The following is a 19,117-nucleotide window of genomic DNA, read 5'->3' as shown; positions in this document are numbered from 1 at the left end:
GAATAGTATAGATTTTCAATTGTGCGCCCAACAATCGAGTTACGCGCTCAACATTATGCATCCGCGCTCAAGAATCGCATTCCGAGCTCAACATTGTCCATCCGCGCTCAAGAATCGCATTCCGCGCTCAACATTATGCATCCGCGCTCAAGAATTGCATTTCGCTCTCAACAATGTGCATCCGCGCTCAAGAATCACATTTCGCGCTCAACAATGTGCATCCGCGCTCAAGAATCACATTTCGCGCTCAACATTATGCATCCGCGCTCAAGAATCACATTTCGCGCTCAACATTGTACATCTGCGCTCAAGAATCACATTTCGCGCTCAACATTGTACATCCGCGCTCAAGAATCGCATTCCGCGCTCAACATTGTGCATCCGCGCTCAAGAATTGCATTTCGCGCTTAACATTGTCCATCCGCGCTCAAGAATCGCATTCCGCGCTCAACAGTGTGTCCCTACCGCTCAAGAATCCTCATCGAACGCCCAAGCTCACTTCATAACTAATAAAATCATCATAACATTATTAACAAAGCGCAAGTTTCAGAAAAAAATAAATTTGCCCCCTTGACTTTTAAAAAATAGTCTCCTATACTGTTCAACAAGATGAAAAACTGAATACCCAAACTCTTATCAAGAGCGGCGGAGGGACTAGGCCCTGCGATGCCCGGCAACCGGCAAGTGATGAACTTGCAAAGGTGCTACTTCCTACAGATTCGTGCGAACGGTCTGAAAGATAAGAGGAGGAATAAGCGAAAGCGTAACCCTTCTCTTAGCGAAAGGGGTTATTTTTTTATTCCAAAAACCCCCAACGCCTCCGCATTGAACTAATTTCATCTTAAAAAAACCACTGGAGGTAATGACAATGACAAACAACAAACAACTTCAACCTGAAACTCTTCTTTTACACGGAGGCCAAAAGCCGGATCCTGTGACTGGTTCCCGGGCTGTGCCGATCCACCGCACAACTGCATTCGTTTTCCGTGACACTGAACATGCCCAAAACCTTTTCGGTCTGCAAGAAGCAGGCAATATCTACACACGTATTACTAATCCAACCGTTGCTGTATTTGAAGAACGGGTTGCGCTACTGGAAGGCGGAACTGCTGCAGTAGCACTATCTTCCGGAATGGCAGCCATTGCGTTTTCAATTTTGAACATTGCAGGGGCAGGGGATGAAATCGTTGCTGCAAGCAATCTATACGGTGGTACGTATAATCTGTTCGCCGTGACCCTTCCTCGTTACGGAATCACTGTCAAATTCGTTGACGCAGAAGACCCTGAAAACTTCCGTGCTGCGATCACTGAAAAAACGAAAGCTGTTTTTGCAGAAACAATCGGTAATCCAAGTCTCCAAGTGCTTGATATCGAAGCGGTCGCAAACATTGCTCATGAGAATGATATCCCGTTCCTCATCGACAACACATTCGCGTCCCCATACGGGTCGAACCCAATCGACTTTGGAGCAGACGTTGTCATCCATTCCGCAACAAAATGGATTGGCGGTCATGGAACAACAATCGGCGGAGTCGTCGTCGATGCTGGGAAATTCGACTGGACGAAAGGCAAGTTTCCGGGATTCACAGAGCCGGATGAAACTTATCATGGTCTACGCTATGGAATCGACACGGCAACAGCTGCTTTCGCTACGAAGTTACGCGTCCAATTATTACGCGATTTCGGCCCGTGTCTTGACCCGGACAGTGCTTTCAACTTCCTTCAAGGGCTGGAGACACTACATTTGCGCGTGACTCGCCATAATGAAAATGCCGTTAAAGTCGCCGAATTCCTGAAAAATCACCCGTCTGTGGAATGGGTGACATATACAGGCCTTGACGATCATCCGACATATGAAAACGCGAAAAAATACTTGAAAAACGGCTTCGGTTCTATCATCGTATTCGGCATTAAAGGCGGCCGTGAAGCGGGACGTAAAGTTATTGATAATATTAAACTTTGGTCTCATGTGGCGAATGTCGGCGATGCAAAATCATTAATCATCCACCCAGCTTCTACAACGCATCAACAATTGTCAGCGGAAGATTTAGTGAAATCCGGAGTGGCTGAAGAATTGATTCGCCTATCTGTCGGTTTGGAATCCACAGAAGACATCATTGCGGACCTTGAGCAGGCAATTGAAAAGGCGGTACCGGTCACTGTTCAATAACAGGCGTCTTGCTCTTTAATAGCGGGCGCCCTGAGAAAGGGTGTTGTGGAATGCCGTCGATTAAAGTGGCGATTCTTGGATTTGGCACGGTTGGTGAAGGTGTATATAGGATTCTGCGGGAGAAGCAAGAAGAAATTAAAAAACACACAGGTTTCACCGTAGATGTCGTATCCATTCTTGTGAAAGATAAGACGAAAAAACGTACGTCATTAACGGACGTTCAAGTTACTGATGATTTTCGAGATATACTGAACAACCCAACAATCGATATTGTTTTTGAAGCAATTGTTGGAGAAGAACCTGCCTATACGTATTTATCCGATGCGATTGAGAAGGGGTGCCATATCATTACAGCGAATAAAAAGATGTTCGCAAAACATGGCCCTGCATTGATAAAACATGCGGATTTCCGTAATGTGCGAGTTGGATTTGAAGCAACAACAGCTGGTGGGATCCCGATTATTAGGACTGTGACCAACCTTCTTGCGGGCGACCGAGTGAAGCGGATCCAAGGCATACTGAATGGCACTTCGAACTTCATTTTAACCAAAATGAGATCTGTTGGTTCTTCATTTGAGGAAGCACTGCTGGATGCGCAACGAAAGGGCTTTGCGGAGGCTGATCCGTCTGATGATGTGACTGGAATGGACGCATTTCGCAAATTGATGATCCTTAGTTCGCTTGCATTTGGACAGCAGCCTAACTGGGATGAAGTTCCGGTAATTGGAATTGATCATCTTCAATCCAATGATCTAATTGAAGCTTCAAAAGAAGATCTTCGATATCGACATATTGCCGATATTTGGGTGGATGAAAACGGAAAGCTGCGAGGCACTGTCGGTCCTGCTTTAATAGGCGCTAATCATCCGTTTTACAATATTGATGGAGTCGACAATGCAGTCATTGTGAAGACTGAATACCTTGGTTCGTTGACATTGGTCGGTCCGGGAGCTGGAATGTATCCAACTGGCAGTGCTATGATTGCCGACCTCCTGCATATTATCCGACAACATGAGGCTGTCTTAATTCCAAGTTAAATAAAGGACTGACCAGGAAAAATTCCGGTCAGTCCTTTATGTTATTTACTCCTTGCCCTTTTCGGTCCCTCGTCTTTTAGAGCTTTTATAAGAGAGATAATCATAAGCAACATGATGAAGGAGAACGGCAAAGCTGCAATGATTATTGTGTTTTGTAATGCTGTCAGTCCGTTAACAGACAGTAGGATGACAGCGATGGTTGATTGGATGACGCCCCATGTAATTTTAACGCTATTTGAAGGTGTCAATGAACCATAAGTGGACTGCATGCCTAATACAAAAGTTGCCGAGTCTGCAGATGTTATGAAAAACGAACTAATCAGTATAACTGCAACAATTGAAATGATGAAGGACATTGGCATCGTGTGAAACATCTCGAAAATCGTCAATTCAGTAGATGCTTTCGCTAAATCCGCAATCCCTTCCCGTTGGATATTAATGGCGGTTGCTCCGAATGCGGAAAACCAGATTGCACTTAAAAGCGTTGGCGCCAACATGACGCCGACCATGAACTCTCGTATCGTTCTTCCTTTTGAAACGCGGGCGATGAACATGCTGACGAATGGTGCCCAAGAGATCCACCAAGCCCAATAGAAAATCGTCCACGTATCCAGCCAGTCTCGATAATCAGCATTTAGCGGAGCCGTACGGAAACTCATCGATACAATATTGGCAAGATACCCTCCAAGTGAATCAGTGAAGATATTGAAAATGAGCAAAGTCGGTCCTAAAATAAGTACAAAACCTAATAAAGCCAAGGCAAGTATCAAGTTAGTGTTTGATAAATACTTGATTCCTTTACTAAGTCCCGACCACGCGGACATGATAAATAGGACTGTTACAACAGCAACGATGATTAATTGTGGTACAAAACCGATTGTAAAGCCAAATAGATAATTCAGCCCTGCGTTAATTTGAACAGCACCGAAGCCGAGAGAAGTGGCAACGCCAAAAGCTGTTGCAAAAACGGCAAGTACATCGATGAGGACACCCCATGGCCCCTCCATTTTTTTACCGAAAATCGGCTTCAATGTTGCTGAAATTAACCCCGGTTCTCCTTTTCGAAATTGGAAATACGCGAGTGACAAAGCGACAATTCCGTACATGGCCCAAACATGTAGACCCCAATGGAAAAATGTATAACGCATCGACTCTCTGAAAGCGGCATCTGTATTCGGCTCGGTCGTTGCAGGGTTGATGGCAAAGTGAGATAACGGTTCAGCTGCACCGTAAAAGACTAACCCAATCCCCATCCCAGCAGAAAATAGCATTGCAATCCAAGTAGGCGTGGAAAATGAAGGCCGATCATCGTCCTTCCCCAAACGGATTTTCCCGGCTGGACTAAAAATAGTGAATAGGCTAATTACAAGAAGTAATGAAAGCAGGAGCATATAATACCAACCGAACGTTGATGAGATAAAAGATTTGATGGAAGTCGTCACGGTCGCAAAACTATCTGCTGCAAGAACCCCATACCCGACGGCCAATATAATAAGACCAATTGTTATATAAAACACGTTTGATATTTTTCGCATGTTTCCCCCTATGAATAGTTAATTTTGAAACGACTATACACTATATCAACTGTGTAGCGGGAACGCAAAAGGAATAATAGTTTGACAACTGTGTTGAGTAGAATGTTTTATTTTTTCATAAACACATATAAACATTATCAATATAGTCTGCATGGCGAAAAAATTGGGTTTTCCAAATTGCAGATTCCCGTCGAATTTAATGAATAAATTGTGCCTTTTTTACTACATTTGATCGTTAATTTCAGTTTACCCCGTGTGCCGGTTTTTAATCTTCATCTTTAATATCACGGTCGGGTGGAATCGGTTCATTCAAATAATCTTCAATTTGTTTTTTTAGTGTTTCAAGCTCGTTGAAATAATTGTCGAACTGGCTTTGATTGATGAAAAATTGTTCGCCATCGTGTACCGCACGAATGCGACCTTCCCAAACGTATTTTTGTACTTGTTGGACAGGCATGCCTAAATATTCGGCAGTTTCTTGAATGGTCATATACATTTTGAAGTCCTCCCTTGAATTGTTTTCATTATATAGGTAATCAATACGCTTATGAAAGGGTTATCAATGATTGAAAACCTAATTTTGGCTTGGGCATGTAAATTAAAAAAAGTGGATGGTGATCTTTTTTCACCGTCCGCTTTTTCATATGAAAAATCTCTTACTTAACAATAATTGAAAATGCAAAGCTCGCCTCGCCTTTAACCTCGCTATCCCATCTAATTAAACCCGAGTAAAAGTATCTTCCCTTCTCATTTGGAGCAATAAAGGATCGATTCCCATCTTCGCCTACGGGCACTTCGATTTGGGACTCTTCGCTCTTAAAAAATTGAGTCATAGTGACAGAGTCCATATCTTTTAAGACAAGTTCTTCAAAACTTTTCGCATTAATTCTAAAACGTATCTCCTCGCCTGCTGGAACAGTTAAAGAAAATGCGCCAAGTAGAAGATCATGCGGTTTGTCAGGCTCAATATTACATGTTTTGTTTTCATCTTCCCAGCAGTACTTATCGATAATTGCCATTGTGACACCAGAATCGATGCCAACCTGGAGGTCAGGTTTTCCAAAGTTTTGTTTAGTTGTCTGAATTGGTGCACCACCGGGCTGATTCTCGAAGCTTTTATCCGTTTGTGAACAAGCCGTTAACAGGAACAATATAAAAAAAAGAACGCTTTTTTTCAATCAATTCCTTCCTTTCTTTATCTTGTTAATGAAAACCGTATCATAGTTGTTATTATTATACAATGGTGAATTAAGAATAGTTAGAAAACTGATTTTACGATAAATAAGAAGCGTCCAATGAATGAACGCCTCATTTATTTTATATTAACTTCTCAAAATGAAGCCTTTTATTCAACGCTGCCATTACCGGAATACCGACTGCCATGACAACGAATTCACCAACAGCGACGAACAACCATGTCCATAAGAAAGGAAATCCCAGAGCAATGTTCAATTCCCATGCAATAATGACCATCGTGAACGTGAAGACGATTGTATTGAAAAACATGCGTCGGTATAGCCCTTTGATGAATCTCGCTGACAGGATTGTAATCGATAGTGCAAGTATGGATTGTCCTACACCAAATACGAGGTCAATCGGTCCAAGTTCCGAGAAGAACAAGTTCGCAATGAATACACCTAATACGACGCCAACGATATATTTCTTATTAAACACAACGAGATGATTGAACATCTCTGACAAGCGAAACTGGATATTTGTGAACCCGAATGGCGCTATCAAAAACGTCACAGCAACATACAACGCAGCGATAATTCCGCTCGTTGCCATCATTTTTACTTTCATATTCATTTCTCCTTAGTTTTTTATCGTGGGATGGTTACGAACCACGTGGCAGAAAGCCTGCCATCCAGTTTAACATAGAGCTTTTGGTTGTTCAATAGATTTTGGGTGAAAGATGGAGGTGATTTCAGATATGGGAATCTCGGTTTTTCCGTTAGACTTCTCGTTTAGGTGGTGCGAGTTCTCGATTATGCCTTGCAAGTTCTCGTAAAGTAGCTAAGAGTTCTCATTCAAGCCGGAAAAGTTCTCTTTTCCGGTCAAAGAGTTCTCGTTTAAGCAGGAAGAGTTCTCGTTTCCAAGCAAAGAGTTCTCGTTTTCAGGCGATGAGTTCCCTTTGGCATTGGATAAGCATCCTCGTAGGCCCATTCCTCCACGTTCCAGGTCCATTCTTCTCGCCGAGGGCCCATTCCTCCGCGTTCCAGGTCCATTCTTCTCGCCGAGGGCCCATTCCTCCGCGTTCCAGGTCCATTCTTTACGCCAAAGGTCCATTCTTCCGCATTCAAGGTCCATTCTTCTCACCGAGGGCCCATTCTTCCACGTTCAAGGTCCATTCTTCTCGCCGAGGGCCCATTCCTCCGCGTTCAAGGTCCATTCATTCCACTTAATCCCCATTTTTCCACGCATATTGAAACAAATTCACCATTTCTAACGTATTAATAGTAGGGAAATACGAACGGATTCTTCAAACTTTAGGGGGTTGGGAATTGAGGAAGCTATTACTGGGAACGATATGCGTAACAAGTATGCTTTTCGGATGTACAGATCAGGGAAAAGTAGATCAAGTAAACGAAAATCAGGCAAACACGGATCAAGCAAACGAAATCAGCGAACTGAAAAAGCAAATTGAGCAAATTACATTGGAAAAAGATGACCTATTAAAAACAATAGAAGAGGAAAGGAAAGCGCTTGAGCAAGCTGCGAATCAACAAGTGAGTTATTACAATTCAATAATTCATGCAAAGGCTATTGAAAAATATCCTCAAACGCTTTATAAAACAGCTGTCTTGGACTTGGATCGGGACGGCGAAGAGGAAATAGTAGAATTGTATGTGAATGCTGGGAAAACCGACGATGGCCTTTTTGCATGGGACGATGGGCAGACTTGGATGTTGGTAGTGAAAGACGGAGAGGAAACGTATTCACTTTTTGATGAATATGTTCAGTTAGGTTCAGTAGATTTCAGTACAACCATAATTGATAAAAAACAAGCAATTGTAATGGTTATGTCGCAGCATGCTAATAGAACGGTGCAGAAATTCACATATGATCAAAACGAAAAAGGATATTATAAAGAGACTATCTATAAAAAAGAAAATATGCAAGATCACTATAACAAACCTGCGTCTTATGCCTTTTTCAAAGACGCATACAAATTAATGGAAACGGCATTTACAACTAAAACATTGTCGGTTCTTGAAGCTGACGATAAAACTCTTCAGGATACAGAAAAGAGAAGGGCCATCATCTATCCGATTATAGAAGACCTTTATAATGTTAGGGGATTGTTAGGGACGGTTGCGGATTTGAATCGGGATTTGAATATATCTTTAAATACCGCCATTGACTTGCTGAACCAAATGGATAGTAAGCCGCCGACGGCTGAGCAAATGATTCGGTTAAAAGCTATTTACGATGTGTTCAAGGAAATTGACGCAGACAATGTGATTGATGAAACGGAGAATCGGATTCATCCAGAGATTGTGGAGAAGCTCCAAAAAATTGATTTTATTCCTTAATGAAATTTAGGCGCCTCTCAGACAAAAGAGAAGCGCCTTTCATATGAACTTACACAAACTGCAAACGAAGATTGTCTCCGTTTTTATACATTTCAAGATCACTCGGCTCAATTTCATCAATCTTAACCGTTCGCTCCACCAGTTTTTGCTCTCCGTCACCGGCCCAGAAAATCAGTAACTCGACGTTTTCTTCTGCTTTTATATATTCCTTTATATAATTCGCGAAATCAGTTAAAAATTTGTCATTCCAATTTCCAGAAAGCCAATACATATATTCCTTTTCAGAGTAAAAATCCAAGTCATAGGGTGGATTTGTACAAACCGATATAGTTAGGTGACCAAATGCTGACTCATCCGGCGCGTGCAAAACTCGGACATCATCATCCATCGTATGCCAAGGTTCTTCTGGTGTATTTTCATTAATCGGATATAACTTCTTCAATTCTCCTACTGTGATCTCAGCAATGCCGCTGTAATCAACTTCTTTTAACGGACTGTCTGAAACTAATAATGTAAATGAACTCATCGTCTGATAACACTCCTTTATTTTTCATCCCTTTTGACAATGAAACCCTCATAATCTACAGTATCAATACCGCTATAAATTTGGAAGATATTAACGAAATATGCTTAAGGAGAGAACCAAATGTCTGAAAATCAAATTAGAAAAAACATCATAATCCATGCACCAATCGAAACAGTCTGGCCATACGTCTCAACAGCAGAAGGGATCGGCGCATGGTTCATGCCGAATGATATGGAACCCATAGAAGGAAAGGAATTCACCTTGCAAGCGGGGCCTTGGGGAGAATCAACGTGCAAAGTGACTGAAGTGCAATCACCATACCGCCTTTCCTTCAACTGGGGAAAGGATTGGCAAATTCATTTTCACCTAAGGGAAGTCGATGGGAAAACGGAATTGGAATTCACTCATGCCGGCTGGGAAGATGGAAAGCAAACCGAATTTGGAGAATCGCATGAAGTCGTCCGTCCGCGTATGTCCGGAGGTTGGGATGGTCTTTTGGCAAAATTGAAGAAAATAATTGAATCTGAAACTGAATAATTTAGAGAATTCACACACCACTTCCCGATATCATGATATATTCGATGTATCGGGGGAGGGGATTTTTTTGTCACAACGACTTGCGTTTGTTGCAGTGTTATTAGGAGCGGTACTTTGGGGAACGACGGGCACCGCGCAAACTTTTATGCCACAAACTGTTCATCCATTGGCAGTAGGGGCTTCACGTCTCGCTGTCGGAGGTTTTGCTTTGCTCATCATCATGCTCATACTTCGGAAAATTAATTTCCGCAACTGGCCATGGAAAGCGACGATTTTTGCTGCGTTGGCGATGGCAATCTTCCAATATTGCTTTTTCACATCTATCCGTTTAACTGGAATCGCGATTGGAACGGTAGTCGCGATCGGAAGCGCGCCGATGTTTTCAGGGGTAATTGAATGGCTTATCTTAAAACGCCGTCCAACAAAAGTCTGGCTAACGGCGACATCACTTGCCGTTGTCGGATGTGTGTTATTATTTTCAAATAAAGAAGGGTTGATCGTCAATCCGATAGGGGTTACTTTATCCCTTTGTGCAGGTCTATTATTCGCGTTCTACACTCTGTTTAATAAAACAGTATTGGAAAAAGCGGATGCAATTCCTTCTGTAGCAGTCATTTTCTCATTGAGCGCAGTCATGCTCATGCCTTTTTTATTCATATTCAAAACAGAAGGATTGCTCACAGTTCCTGGCATTTCCACGACGATTTATCTTGGAATCGCAGCAACAAGTGTAGCGTACATCCTATTTTCAACCGGCTTACGGCAGATCCCTTCTTCTTCGGCTGTCACGCTATCATTAGCTGAACCACTCACTGCAGCAATCTTAAGCGTTCTTGTTGTCGGAGAAAGACTGGACCTGATTTCTTGGTCCGGAATCGCACTTTTATTGGGAGGAATCCTCGTTTTAACATTAAGCGGAAGAAAAGAAAAGGCTGCCCTCAATTAGGCAGCCTTAAAAACGCATAAATCTCACTACGCATATACGCCTTACTCAGCCTTCATCCTCACATACAATCTCGTCGCAAAGAATCCTAAAACTATAAGCAAAGTTGCCAAAAGGCCACCTTCAAGCCCAAACGCTCCGCCTGTCAATAATGAATTTCCATTTTCCACCGATACATTATAAATCCCGTACGGTGTAGTTCCACTCACTGCAAATCCAAAAACATTCCCTTGGAAGTAGTTCCAAGTAATATGATAGCCAATAGGGAGCCATAAACTATTTGTAGCATCAAACATATAAGCGAATAAAATCCCGACTAACGCAATATTGACCAGTCCAAGAACACTTACATTCGGATTCATGCCATGGACAAGACTGAAAATCACTGCCGAAATTACATAAATAAGCCACTTCGGATTTCCTCGCCGTTGCATCGTTGACATGACATATCCCCGGAAAAACATCTCTTCAAAGAAGCCGACCAAGATGAATAAAAGGAGATAGGACAGGGTGTACACGGTAAACTCAGGACTCCCGAATGAATTCAACATCTTGATATTTCCTGTTACCAATAAAATCAAGAAAATGACAACTATCGATGCCGCACCAAGAAATAGCCCAAACCATAAATCCCTCAGCGATCCCCTAAATCCAAGCTGCGGCAATGTCCCTTTATTGACGAATTTCCATACAAGCACTGTAGCAAGCATTCCGCCGACCGTGCCGCCGCCTTGCGTCAATAAGAAAATCCATGGGTGCCTTGCAAAAGCGGCATCAATATCCATGTCGAATGATCCGTCCTGAAACGGAAAATCCACTAAGGCTAACATGACTCCACCAGGGAGCGCGAAAATTTGCTGCGTGATGAACATCGCGACGAATGCTAAAAATATTAGCCATCCAGCGCGTACTTGGTTTGCTTCGTTTTTAAACAATTGACTAACCTCCATTCCTTTTACTCTATGCCAATTACCATGTTAAACAGAATAACTTATTAGATGTTCATCAGGGGTAGCCCTTCGAAAAGCGCGGATCAATAATAAAAACAGAATATCCATAAACACTCCGGCAATTATAAGGATTACCGTAAGTGCAACCCAGCCGTCGCCAGATACATTCATGGAAAAGGACATAACTGTCAAAATTGCAAAGTGGATGGTGACAAAGTATTTAAAAGTAGACCGCGTTCGATTGTGTAGCTCCTCATTGCCAAACGTTTTGGCGACTTCCATTAACACAAGGAATAAATAAAACGCAATGACCAATTTAAGGATTGAAAGGATATTCTCATAGATTGACCAGCCGAAAGACAATGCTGGATCCGATAGGTTTATGAAAACGGAAGGCAAAGACGCAACAACACCAATCATCGCGACTGTCATTGCTTTTTTCGCATTCGGATAAGCACCAACAATCCGTGCACATCCGGTGTAAATCAAGAAATAACCGATAGGGTCCATTAAAAGGTCAATCACGATATAAATATCGAGAAAAATGAAGAGATACCCTCGGAAAATATTGCGTAGCGCTTTATTCAACCGAATCCCTCCTTGACTTTTTGTCGATCACCCTATTGACATCTTCTTGCGTCAAATACGGATACATATGATAATGGGCGTAACTTGTAAAAGGTTCTCCCTGATCAGTTGTTCCACTTATACGAATGGGAAAGGCAAATGGATTCACAAAACTTTTAGTCTTCAAGTTGGTTCGTAGCGGCAAATGCTTGTCTTTTTCTAAATGGATCGGAAGCTCAATAGACTCCAATGATTTGTCTTTTTGACTACCGCTAATTGTAATGTTGAATTGTTCTTCAATAGGTTCATTGAAAGGGAAAGAAATCTTCTCGATTTTCAAAGGTTCAGTAGCCTGGAATGAATACCAACTGGAACCGTCATTGCTACTACCACCCGATGGTTGTTCTAATTTCATTTCGACTTGTGTAAAGTATCCTTCAGGGTGAATAATTACTTCTCCGATGGAAAAAGTGCCATGCCTCCCATTTGAAAAATAGACAACCATGTCGTTAAGGTGAAAATCGGTCATGGAGTCACTTTCAAAGTTTTGCAGACGGACTGAAACACTCCTTAACACATGATGTCTGTATGTATCGATGTTGTATATAGAATTGTCATTATATATGAAGTCATTTTGCGGATAGCCATCCAAACCTCCAAGGCGTACATGACTGATACGAGAACGGTCGTTTTTATTTGTTAAATAATAGAGAGTGAGATAATTATAGTCACCCATCGTCATTTCAATATAATGGTCAAGAAAAATAGGCTCCGTCAATTGTTTCGACTGGGCATATAGTGAGTTAAACGCCCAACTCGCTGCAATTAGACCTAACGCAATCCAAAAGAAACGTTCTTTCACGAAGTCACTCCTTCCATTTTTTTCTGCATACCTCCATTGTCTCAAATCAGTTGAGGGATTGCATCATCAATTTTTCGACCTAACTGTAAAAATGAAGGTTATTGAAATAAAACATTCAATGATATAATGGTGTGACATAAATCCAAGTTCTTTTAAAGGGAGGAAATATGATGACCAAGCATCGAATCTATACAATGACTTTCGCAAGCGTCTATCCGCATTACATTACAAAAGCGGAGAAAAAAGGCCGGACGAAATCGGAAGTGGATGAAATTATCCGTTGGTTGACTGGTTACAGCCAAGAAGAATTAGGAGCGATAATTGAAAATAAGACGGACTTTGAGACATTCTTCGGAGAAGCTCCCCAATTGAATTCTTCACGGGAATTAATCAAAGGCGTAGTCTGTGGAGTCCGAGTTGAAGATATCGAAGAACCATTGATGCAGGAAATTCGCTATATGGATAAGCTGATAGATGAGTTGGCAAAAGGTAAAGCGATGGAGAAGATTTTGCGGAAATAATAGCAAGGCCACAAATGAAGAATTGTATTGTGGCCCGGCGTATTAGGAAGATTGGCTTATCAGATTCGCAACCTCCGTATCAATCTGTCCTACATCTATCCTTTCGAACAATGGCTTCACATGCGTTAGATTCAAACCCTGAATCTCAATTTCTTTCCATTCCGGCTTTCTTAATTTCAACATGCTCTGCACTTCCTCACTCGAAAATGGAAGGAAAGGGGAGAGCAACTGCGAAAGGTTAGCGATGATATAGACGCATGTTGCCATGGTTCGCTCACATGCTGCTTCATCCTCCTTCACTTGAATCCACGGCTTTTCCGAGTCGAAGTATTTATTCGCCTCGCGGATGAAATTGAATATAGTTTCAATCGCTTCTTTGAAATGACCGTCCTCAATTTTCTTGCCGACAGCATGATAAAGCTCCACGACTGTATTTTTAATCGCTTGATTAATTTCCGCCTGAGGGACAATCCCACCATACGATTTCTCGATAAACCTCAACGACCGATTCACAAAATTCCCGTAAGCACCTAATAATTCCGAGTTATGGCTATAAATAAATTCGCGCCAAGAAAAATCAGCGTCTCTGTTTTCGGGAGCATTCGCAGTCAAAAAGTACCTTACCGAATCTGGATGATATCGATCCAAAATATCCGGCACCCACACTGCCCAGTTTTGGCTTGTCGACAACTTTCGCTTCTCCAACGTCAAGTACTCGTTCGAGATAACATGAGTCGGCACCGCCTTTTCCTTGCCGATTCCCATAAGGATGGCAGGCCAAATGATTGTGTGAAAGGGGATATTATCTTTACCGTGGACATAGTAGGCGACCGTGTCCTCATCCCAAAACCTATCGATTTCGGTTCGGTTCAACATGGCCCATTCCCGGCTTGCGGAATAATAGCCCGTCACTGCCTCAATCCACACGTAAATCTTCTTATCCTCGTAACCTACGACCGGCACGTTGACACCGTTTTCCAAGTCCCTTGAAACAGCTCGGTCATGTAGACCTTCATGTAAATACCGCTCAGACTGGTGAATCGCATTTTCACGCCATCTTCCATCTTTATCCGCACTTGCCACAAACGATTCAAGCTGGTTTTGGAATTCACTTAATTTGAAATAAAAATGCTCCGTCTTTCGCACAGTCGGCTCCTTGCCGCATAGCTTGCAAGATCGATTAATCAAGTCTAACGGATCTAAAATGGAACCGCAGCTATCACATTGATCGCCCCGCGCCTCGCTTCCACAATTCGGACAAGTTCCTTCGACGAAACGATCCGGTAGAAAACGTTCATCAAACTCACAGTACGTCTGGTCCATTTCCTTTTTGTATATAAACCCGCGCTCCAATAGCTTAAGAAAAACTTCACGGACCACTTCATGATGGAATGACCCATCCGTCCGTGTATAAAGATCATATGAAAATCCTAATTTCAAAAAGCTGACGACAAACTCGGTGTGATAGAGGTCAGCAATATCCTTCACAGACACTCCTTCCGCATTCGCTCGAATCGAAATCGGCGTACCATTACAATCGCTACCCGAAACATAAAGAACTTTCTCGCCCTTCAACCGATAGTATCTCGCCAAAATATCCCCCGGCAACAATGCCGCAATATGCCCAAGATGCAGCGAACCATTCGCATACGGCCAAGCCCCGCCAATAAAAACAGCCATTTCATTCTCCCCTTTAATCTAATAAATATAGAATCTCATCCTAAAACGCATAAAAGCCTTGCCCCGCGCATACCCTCACCTAAACAAGCATAAAATCACCAACTCGCGCATAACTACTGTTAGACACGCATAAACGCCGATACATACGCATAACTTCCACCAGACACGCATAAACGAACCAATTAGCGCATATCCCTTCCAGGAAAATAAAAAACCCCGCCCTCATCGATAAAAATCGATAAGGACGGGGTTCATTTACCCGTGGTACCACCTTACTGCACAATTAGTTCACACTAATTGTCTCCAAAAGTACGCGCCAAAAAAGCGTTATACTTTGGCGAGGATAACAAGTGCCAACTCGTCGCATCCTACTAGTCCGAAGACGTTCAGTACGAGGCTCAAGGATCATGTTCAAAAGTTTCGTCCGCTTCATTTCCACCGTCAGAAGCTCTCTATGCGACATCCGCTTTTTACTTTTCCCTCTCATTGCCTTTGTAAGATGTAGTTGTGATGAGTATAGTTACTTTATTCAAAAAAGTCAACAATGATTACCAATTGGTAGGTGGGCGTTGTTCATCATTGGCTTTTTTCTTGTTGTTTTTATTCTTCACGTTGTTGTTCTTTCCAATCACGCCCATATCTTCAGGGCTGATGTCAAAGCCATAACCGAATTCCTCACGATCGAGCGTGTTGCCTTTTTTTATTTTCTTCTCTTTGTCTTTCGTCATAACAGTTCACCTCCCGGTATATGAAAAGCATGTTCATTTTGAGGTGGATTATTCGGTTTGTGGATGAACTGCCGACTTGTAGGTTGTTTCCACGGGCTTGGCGGTCGTTTACCACCGATGTTCACGGGTTAACCACCGATTTGAGGAAGTTTACCACCGATGCTCAGGGTTTTACCACCGATTCGTGGACATTTACCACCGATGCTCATAAAAATAGCGATTTTAAAAGGAATTCCATGCAAAATCATCAACATTCCAAGTAGACAAAAGTTTATCACCCTTTTATCACCACTAAATCAATGTTTATCACCGCTTAGCCGCGATTTATCACAACTCAGCCATAAAAACACAAATTCTGAAGCCGACCACCCTCCATCTTAAGAATTTCTTCATAATTCTCCTTATGGAATGTTAAGATTTAACCACTACAATTGGTATCATAGAGGAAAGTGAGGTGCGGATGATGGCGAAGTTCACGGTGCTTGTGGCGGATGATGATAAGGAGATCCGCGATGGGATTGAGATTTATCTGAGAAACGATGGGTATGATGTCTTGAAAGCTGCGGATGGGAAAGAGGCGCTTGACTTGCTTGCCACGAATGAAATCCATCTGCTCATCCTCGATATTATGATGCCAAATATGGATGGGATTACAGCGACGTTCAAAATCAGGGAGGCGCAGAACATTCCAATCATCATGCTGAGCGCAAAGGTGGAGGATTCGGATAAGATCCATGGATTGTCCGTTGGAGCGGATGATTATGTGACGAAACCTTTCCACCCGTTAGAGTTGATGGCTCGCGTCAAATCGCAGCTAAGAAGATATGTTCAATTGGGCACATATGATGGTCAGAAAAAGGTCCAGATTGATGGGCTTGTTCTTGATGAAGATGCAAAGGAATTATCGGTCGACGGAAAGCCTGTAAAACTGACGCCGATTGAATATAAGATTACGGAATTGCTTATGAAAAATGCTGGTCGTGTGTTTTCAATAAATGAAATATACGAACGTGTGTGGAATGAAGAGGCGTACAATGCGGAAAATATCGTCGCTGTCCATATCCGTAAAATCCGTGAAAAAATAGAAGCGGATCCGAAAAATCCAAGGTACGTAAAGGTGGTGTGGGGAATTGGCTACAAAATCGAGAAGTGACTGGAGCATTTTACTGTCTATTATCTCCATCTGCATCGCCGTAATCAGCATCGGGTATTGTTTTCCGCTTGTCTTCGAACTTGCCCAAAACGGTTGGGAACGCTCGACTCGGGCAATCGCCTATTTTTCAAGAATTATTAAAGGAGGCGTTGCCTAATGAAAAACAAATCGCTTTTATTCGTATGGGCTGCACTCGTAACGATTGTTTTACTTACGGCCTTTTCAATAAATAGACAGGGCCACAATATAATCGGAAAGGATTTTTCCGATTCCGACGACCTAAAGTGGAGGCTTGAAGAGTTTTACGATTATATTGGTCCTACCGTTTTGAATCCAATCGACCGGGAAGAAGCGAAGAAAAAGATTACCGTCTCTCCGCGCGAAATTGAGGATCATCGGACGTATTATGGCTCTTTGGCGGACCAACTTGCAAGCATCCAAGAGCAATACGCTCAAAGGATTTTCGATGCAAGGGAAGATAAGGACGAAGTGGTAAGAGAGGCATTGATCGCAGAACGGGATGCCAAAATCGAAGACATAAAGAAGAACTTCTCGGATGACGCCCATGTTGAGGCGAAAATCCGAAAAGAGAAAGAAAGAGCGTTAGACCAATTTTTAAATGAAATCAATAGGAATTCATTCTCACTACCAGTTATCTATAATTTAACAGACATCGAGACAGGTGAAACATTTTCGGTTGGGGACGAATTCACAAGTGCAGTTTATAAGAGGAAGTTTGACGCGTCAAACGGGTACTTTAAGGCAAGTTCATTGCCTAAGAGTTATGCAAACGGGGATTGGTCATCCATTTCATATAAAGATTCGGAAGCCCGTATTTCAAACGAAGATATCATGAATATGGCAAACCCAGTAAAATCATTTGAAGGTGAAATCCTCATACCGCGAAAAAGTGTAGAAAAAGGCGGGGCTTTGTATTATCAATATAAAGATTTCAAAAAAGGCAAATATGGCATGTATGCCTTCTGGCTCCTTGGCGTCTTATCGCTCATCGCATTATTTACTGTAATGAAGTTTAAAAAAGAGTGGGTGACGGAAACGGATTTTGCAATTCGATATGCTAATATCAAAATTGATGCGAAGGCGATGTTCATGCTACTATCTGCATTGGTTTTAGTCGGTTATATCGACAGCGAATCTTTCAATCTGCTGAATCATTTTATGTACCAACGATTGGACAGATGGGTTGTGTCGCTTATCGTTTTCGTCCTATTTGGAGTGTTCATGACAGCATTTTTAGTCTTCCAAATTGTAAATAGTATAGAACGTTATAAGAAGAAAGAAACTTTCGAAGCGGATTTCAAGGATAGCTACACACTTCGATTCATTAAAGCGGTGCAAGAGGTTTTCCTCAAACAAACTATCGGTGTGCAAACATTCTTCCTGCTTATCGGCTTTTTCCTTGCGGGTAATGGGTTTGTTGCTGCGTTCATTGACGATGCTTTATTCATCATTTATGCGTTCTGTGTTGCGTTCTTAGGTCTACCTGCGCTATTTATCTATTTTAGACGTATGGCGTACTTAAACCGGATCTTCGTCGCAACGGAAAGAATCGCGGCAGGACAATTGAACGAAGACATAAAAGTGGTAGGTCGCTCCCCGCTTGCTGATCATGCGAGAAACTTGAACAATCTCCGTGAAGGTGTTCGGATTTCCATGACCGAACAGGCGAAAAGCGAACGGTTGAAAACAGAATTAATCACGAATGTTAGCCATGACCTTCGCACACCACTGACATCGATCATCACATATACAGATCTGCTAAAGGATGAAAACATCACTCCGGAAGAACGTGCGAAATATGTTGACATTCTTGATAAAAAATCACAGCGTTTAAAAACGCTCATCGAGGATTTATTCGAAGTGTCGAAAATGACGAGCGGCAATCTTGAACTCCACAAGCAACGTGTCGATTTAACGCAATTGCTGCAACAGGCACTTGCCGAACATGCAAACAGAATCGCGGAATCCGGCCTCGATTTTCGGACGACATTGCCTGAAGAAAGTCTTATTGCACATGTGGACGGCCAAAGATGGTGGCGCGTTTTAGATAACTTGATTGTCAATGCGGTTAAATATTCACTTCCAGGAACTCGTGTTTATGTGACACTCCGAAAAATGGGAGACTCAGCAGAATTTGTCGTTAAAAACATTACTAAATACGAACTTGGCGAAAATATCGATGAACTTTTTGAACGTTTCAAACGTGCAGATGCATCACGTCATACCGATGGCTCTGGCCTTGGTCTTGCTATTGCACAATCAATCGTCGATATGCATCAAGGTACTATGAAAATCGAACTCGACGGCGATTTATTCAAAGTGACTGTGACAGTGCCAACAAAATAATAAAT

General features: G+C 42.3%; 21 protein-coding genes, 2 riboswitches and 1 other annotated feature. Of the genes, 10 read left to right on the top strand and 11 right to left on the bottom strand.

From position 1 onward, the window contains the following. Positions 1-21: 21 nt before the first annotated feature. The 3 genes from NSQ43_RS01160 (at position 22) to NSQ43_RS01150 (ending at position 3,207) form a co-directional block, all read left to right on the top strand. Positions 22-411: a hypothetical protein gene (locus NSQ43_RS01160; protein WP_339252343.1), complete on the top strand. Its 390-nt coding sequence runs from the start codon at positions 22-24 to the stop codon at positions 409-411. Positions 412-630: 219 nt separating this feature from the next. After that, a riboswitch (SAM riboswitch) is annotated at positions 631-746 on the top strand. Positions 747-868: 122 nt separating this feature from the next. Further along, positions 869-2,170 carry an O-acetylhomoserine aminocarboxypropyltransferase/cysteine synthase family protein gene (locus NSQ43_RS01155; protein WP_339252341.1) on the top strand — a complete coding sequence of 434 codons (1,302 nt, stop codon included), beginning with the start codon at positions 869-871 and terminating at the stop codon, positions 2,168-2,170. Between the two features lie 50 nt (positions 2,171-2,220). After that, on the top strand, positions 2,221-3,207 hold the full coding sequence (locus NSQ43_RS01150; RefSeq protein ID WP_339252339.1) for a homoserine dehydrogenase: 987 nt from the start codon (positions 2,221-2,223) through the stop codon (positions 3,205-3,207). A 41-nt stretch (positions 3,208-3,248) separates the two neighbouring features. Here NSQ43_RS01150 and NSQ43_RS01145 read toward each other — a convergent pair whose 3' ends face one another. The 5 genes from NSQ43_RS01145 to NSQ43_RS01125 form a co-directional block, all read right to left on the bottom strand. Continuing rightward, positions 3,249-4,742 carry a BCCT family transporter gene (locus NSQ43_RS01145; RefSeq protein WP_339252337.1) on the bottom strand — a complete coding sequence of 498 codons (1,494 nt, stop codon included), beginning with the start codon at positions 4,740-4,742 and terminating at the stop codon, positions 3,249-3,251. A gap of 265 nt (positions 4,743-5,007) precedes the next feature. Further along, positions 5,008-5,238 (bottom strand): helix-turn-helix domain-containing protein, encoded by a 231-nt coding sequence (locus tag NSQ43_RS01140; protein ID WP_339252335.1) that lies wholly within the window; start codon positions 5,236-5,238, stop codon positions 5,008-5,010. Between the two features lie 160 nt (positions 5,239-5,398). Continuing rightward, positions 5,399-5,920, bottom strand: coding sequence for a hypothetical protein (locus tag NSQ43_RS01135; protein ID WP_339252333.1), 522 nt, complete (start codon positions 5,918-5,920; stop codon positions 5,399-5,401). 139 nt (positions 5,921-6,059) lie between these two features. Further along, complete coding sequence (locus NSQ43_RS01130; RefSeq protein WP_339252331.1) at positions 6,060-6,545, bottom strand: QueT transporter family protein; 486 nt, start codon at positions 6,543-6,545, stop codon at positions 6,060-6,062. A 6-nt stretch (positions 6,546-6,551) separates the two neighbouring features. After that, a riboswitch (PreQ1 riboswitch) is annotated at positions 6,552-6,596 on the bottom strand. A 162-nt stretch (positions 6,597-6,758) separates the two neighbouring features. Next, positions 6,759-7,061, bottom strand: coding sequence for a hypothetical protein (locus NSQ43_RS01125; RefSeq protein WP_339252329.1), 303 nt, complete (start codon positions 7,059-7,061; stop codon positions 6,759-6,761). A 185-nt stretch (positions 7,062-7,246) separates the two neighbouring features. Between NSQ43_RS01125 and NSQ43_RS01120 the strand changes: the two genes are divergently transcribed. Next, on the top strand, positions 7,247-8,278 hold the full coding sequence (locus tag NSQ43_RS01120; RefSeq protein WP_339252327.1) for a hypothetical protein: 1,032 nt from the start codon (positions 7,247-7,249) through the stop codon (positions 8,276-8,278). A 49-nt stretch (positions 8,279-8,327) separates the two neighbouring features. On the opposite strand, the gene NSQ43_RS01115 is transcribed toward NSQ43_RS01120, so the two are convergent. Next, entirely contained in the window at positions 8,328-8,804 is a 477-nt protein-coding gene (locus NSQ43_RS01115; RefSeq protein WP_339252325.1) for a hypothetical protein, read from the bottom strand. Between the two features lie 120 nt (positions 8,805-8,924). Here NSQ43_RS01115 and NSQ43_RS01110 point away from each other — a divergent pair, with 120 nt between their 5' ends. Together NSQ43_RS01110 and NSQ43_RS01105 are read left to right on the top strand one after the other, a co-directional pair. Then, the gene (locus tag NSQ43_RS01110; protein WP_339252324.1) at positions 8,925-9,341 is read left to right on the top strand and encodes an SRPBCC domain-containing protein; all 417 of its coding nucleotides are present in this window, start codon (positions 8,925-8,927) and stop codon (positions 9,339-9,341) included. Positions 9,342-9,408: 67 nt separating this feature from the next. Further along, entirely contained in the window at positions 9,409-10,287 is an 879-nt protein-coding gene (locus NSQ43_RS01105; RefSeq protein WP_339252323.1) for an EamA family transporter, read from the top strand. A gap of 41 nt (positions 10,288-10,328) precedes the next feature. On the opposite strand, the gene NSQ43_RS01100 is transcribed toward NSQ43_RS01105, so the two are convergent. Genes NSQ43_RS01100 through NSQ43_RS01090 form a run of 3 tightly spaced genes read right to left on the bottom strand, consistent with a single transcriptional unit; the run spans position 10,329 to position 12,663 of the window. Continuing rightward, a complete protein-coding gene (locus tag NSQ43_RS01100; RefSeq protein ID WP_339252321.1) occupies positions 10,329-11,219 on the bottom strand; it encodes a CPBP family intramembrane glutamic endopeptidase in 891 nt (296 codons plus the stop codon). Positions 11,220-11,261: 42 nt separating this feature from the next. Then, positions 11,262-11,822 carry a hypothetical protein gene (locus tag NSQ43_RS01095; RefSeq protein ID WP_339252319.1) on the bottom strand — a complete coding sequence of 187 codons (561 nt, stop codon included), beginning with the start codon at positions 11,820-11,822 and terminating at the stop codon, positions 11,262-11,264. Beyond that, on the bottom strand, positions 11,815-12,663 hold the full coding sequence (locus NSQ43_RS01090) for a hypothetical protein (RefSeq protein ID WP_339252317.1): 849 nt from the start codon (positions 12,661-12,663) through the stop codon (positions 11,815-11,817). The genes NSQ43_RS01095 and NSQ43_RS01090 overlap by 8 nt, the downstream gene beginning before the upstream one ends. Before the next feature lie 170 nt (positions 12,664-12,833). Between NSQ43_RS01090 and NSQ43_RS01085 the strand changes: the two genes are divergently transcribed. After that, positions 12,834-13,184: a DUF2200 domain-containing protein gene (locus NSQ43_RS01085; RefSeq protein ID WP_339252315.1), complete on the top strand. Its 351-nt coding sequence runs from the start codon at positions 12,834-12,836 to the stop codon at positions 13,182-13,184. A gap of 42 nt (positions 13,185-13,226) precedes the next feature. Here NSQ43_RS01085 and metG read toward each other — a convergent pair whose 3' ends face one another. Then, a complete protein-coding gene (metG, locus tag NSQ43_RS01080) occupies positions 13,227-14,864 on the bottom strand; it encodes a methionine--tRNA ligase (RefSeq protein WP_339252313.1) in 1,638 nt (545 codons plus the stop codon). A gap of 237 nt (positions 14,865-15,101) precedes the next feature. Beyond that, positions 15,102-15,360 (bottom strand) — a binding site (T-box leader). A 52-nt stretch (positions 15,361-15,412) separates the two neighbouring features. Beyond that, entirely contained in the window at positions 15,413-15,592 is a 180-nt protein-coding gene (locus NSQ43_RS01075; protein ID WP_339252311.1) for a hypothetical protein, read from the bottom strand. A gap of 463 nt (positions 15,593-16,055) precedes the next feature. Here NSQ43_RS01075 and NSQ43_RS01070 point away from each other — a divergent pair, with 463 nt between their 5' ends. The 3 genes from NSQ43_RS01070 to NSQ43_RS01060 are packed head-to-tail and all read left to right on the top strand — an operon-like array spanning position 16,056 to position 19,112. Continuing rightward, the gene (locus tag NSQ43_RS01070) at positions 16,056-16,745 is read left to right on the top strand and encodes a response regulator transcription factor (RefSeq protein WP_339252309.1); all 690 of its coding nucleotides are present in this window, start codon (positions 16,056-16,058) and stop codon (positions 16,743-16,745) included. Then, positions 16,723-16,902 (top strand): hypothetical protein, encoded by a 180-nt coding sequence (locus NSQ43_RS01065; protein WP_339252307.1) that lies wholly within the window; start codon positions 16,723-16,725, stop codon positions 16,900-16,902. Before NSQ43_RS01070 ends, NSQ43_RS01065 begins: the two co-directional genes overlap by 23 nt. After that, positions 16,902-19,112, top strand: a complete 2,211-nt coding sequence (locus NSQ43_RS01060) for a histidine kinase dimerization/phospho-acceptor domain-containing protein (RefSeq protein WP_339252306.1) — start codon at positions 16,902-16,904, stop codon at positions 19,110-19,112. The genes NSQ43_RS01065 and NSQ43_RS01060 overlap by 1 nt, the downstream gene beginning before the upstream one ends. Positions 19,113-19,117 lie beyond the last annotated feature (5 nt).

The sequence above is a fragment of the Sporosarcina sp. FSL W8-0480 genome (assembly GCF_037963765.1).
Classification (GTDB): domain Bacteria; phylum Bacillota; class Bacilli; order Bacillales_A; family Planococcaceae; genus Sporosarcina.
This window is presented reverse-complemented; position numbering and strand designations above follow the sequence as displayed.